The organism is Collinsella sp. CLA-ER-H6 (assembly GCF_040092305.1).
In the GTDB taxonomy this organism is placed as follows: Bacteria; Actinomycetota; Coriobacteriia; order Coriobacteriales; family Coriobacteriaceae; genus Collinsella.
This window is the reverse complement of record NZ_JBBNLS010000035.1, coordinates 1-1,994: the sequence shown is the minus strand read 5'-3', so window position 1 is coordinate 1,994 and position 1,994 is coordinate 1. Positions and strand designations below refer to the sequence as shown.

Here is a 1,994-nt window from a genome sequence, read left to right as displayed (position 1 = left end):
GCATGCTCGGCATGATCGCCTTCTGGCTGTACTACTGGCTGCTGTCCAAGAAGATCAACCCCATGGTGCTGATCGTGGCCACCATGGTCGTGGGCATCATCGGCGCGTTCTTCGGCGTGCTGGCGTAGGTTCCTGCGTTTTATTCTGCCCCCAAGGGAAACGGCGACCCGTTGCGGTCGCCGTTTTTTATTACCGAAAGTTAGCTGGAGGTGCTTCGTGATTCGATCTGACAATCCACCCGATAATGGCGTGAGCGGGGCGATGTATCTATTTGGCACGGCGCTCTTGTGGAGTTTTATCGGCATCCTCGTTCGCGCCAATTCGCAGTCAGCTCTTTTGATCGGTGCCGTTACGGCAATATTTATGGCGCTCTTTATCCTGCTCGTCGGTAGGCCCGTCCTCCGCGTCAGCCGTCTTATTGTCCTTGTGGCCGTCTGCAACTTCGTGACGGGCACCACGTTTAACTTTGCCAACCAGCTCACGACGGTCGGCAACGCGATCGTTCTGCAGTACACCTCGATGATTTTTGTTATCGTGTATCAGTCGCTCGCAACTCGCACGTTGCCCTCGCCTGCGAAGATTGCCTCCGTGTTGGTTGCTTTTACGGGTATGGGACTTTTCTTTTTAGGCGATTTGAGCGTCGAGGGCATGCTCGGCAACCTGCTTGCCGTCATTTCGGGAGCCACCTTTGGGCTGTGTTTCTTTTTAAACTCTCGCCCCGATGCGTCGCCCATGGTGTCCTCGCTCATCTCCTGCGGCATCTCGATACTGCCGATCGTCTATTTTGCCGGCGACCTAGGCTCCGTAAAACCCTTTGAGTGGGGGCTTATGCTGGTGCATGGCCTTTTTTGCAGCGGCCTTGCGAGTGTGCTGTATGCCAAGGGGATTGCGCGCACTAACGCGTTTGCGGCCAACTTGGTTTGCATGAGCGAGGTCGTGCTCGCTCCCTGCTGGTCGGCGCTCCTCTTTGGCGAGGTCTTTCGCTGGAACGAGTTTTTGGGCGCGGCGATAATCGTTTTGGTGATTGTAGGCAACTTGGCATACGATGCCTTTGGCGATGGCTTTCTGGTGGCGCTTGTCCGCCATCGAAACAAAGAGCGCGCCTGATGGGATGCGTCTGTCGTTTACGGTAAAAAACACCCCGCTGAGCGAGTGGTATTAAATAGTAAGAACCTGCATATCTATAATTGGTATCAAATCATTTGTGCCTGGCATAGGTGTTAACAGCACACCAGGTACGCTTCGGGCCGTGTGGTCGAGTTTCCGGATTGATATCAACAGCGCGCGCGACGGTGACCGGCTATGACTCGAGATTTCCTATTTTGGAGGAACCATGCTTACCCAAGCAATCCTCGTCGGCTTAGTCGGAGCGTTTGGAGGCCTCGACTACCAGCTCGGCACCCTCTACGCGTTCCGCCCCATCGTCCTGTGCCCGCTCGTGGGCCTGGTGCTGGGGGACCTGCAGACTGGTCTTGCCGTCGGCGCCAGCCTGGAGCTGCTGTTCATGGGTTCGGTTTCCATCGGCGCCTACGTGCCGCCTAACGAAACCATCGGCGGCGTGCTCGCCTGCGCGTTTGCCATTCAGCTCGGTCAGGGTACCGAGACGGCCATCGCGCTCGCCATGCCCATCGCTGTCCTTTCGCTGACGATCGGCAACATTACTAGTGCCTTGTTCACCGTGTTTGTCGATATGGCAGACAGGTTCGCCCTCAAGGGAAACCTTAAAGGCATTTACGCCGTTCATTGGGGCATGGGTCTTTGGGGCTGCCTTGAGTATTTCCTGCTGTGCGGCGGCGCCTTCTATCTGGGCTCCGATGCCATCCAGGGCCTGCTCGACTTCGTCCCGTCCTTCATCATTGATGGTTGCGGCGTTGCCGCCAACATCTTGCCGGCCATGGGCTTCGCCATGCTCGGCCGCCTGGTGCTCACCAAGCAGCTCGTGCCCTTCTACTTCCTGGGCTTCCTGCTGTGCTCCTACGCCAACGTGCCCGTCC

Annotated in this window: 3 protein-coding genes; all 3 read left to right on the top strand. The window is 57.1% G+C overall.

Translation table 11 applies throughout. The features are described 5' to 3' along the window. Positions 1 to 2 precede the first annotated feature (2 nt). Positions 3 to 128: a PTS system mannose/fructose/sorbose family transporter subunit IID gene (locus tag AAAX77_RS09770; RefSeq protein WP_349092065.1), complete on the top strand. Its 126-nt coding sequence runs from the start codon at positions 3 to 5 to the stop codon at positions 126 to 128. Positions 129 to 216: 88 nt separating this feature from the next. Further along, positions 217 to 1,107, top strand: a complete 891-nt coding sequence (locus AAAX77_RS09765; RefSeq protein ID WP_349106084.1) for a DMT family transporter — start codon at positions 217 to 219, stop codon at positions 1,105 to 1,107. Positions 1,108 to 1,333: 226 nt separating this feature from the next. After that, positions 1,334 to 1,994: PTS sugar transporter subunit IIC (locus AAAX77_RS09760; RefSeq protein WP_349106083.1), on the top strand; the 661-nt coding region annotated here is incomplete at its 3' end.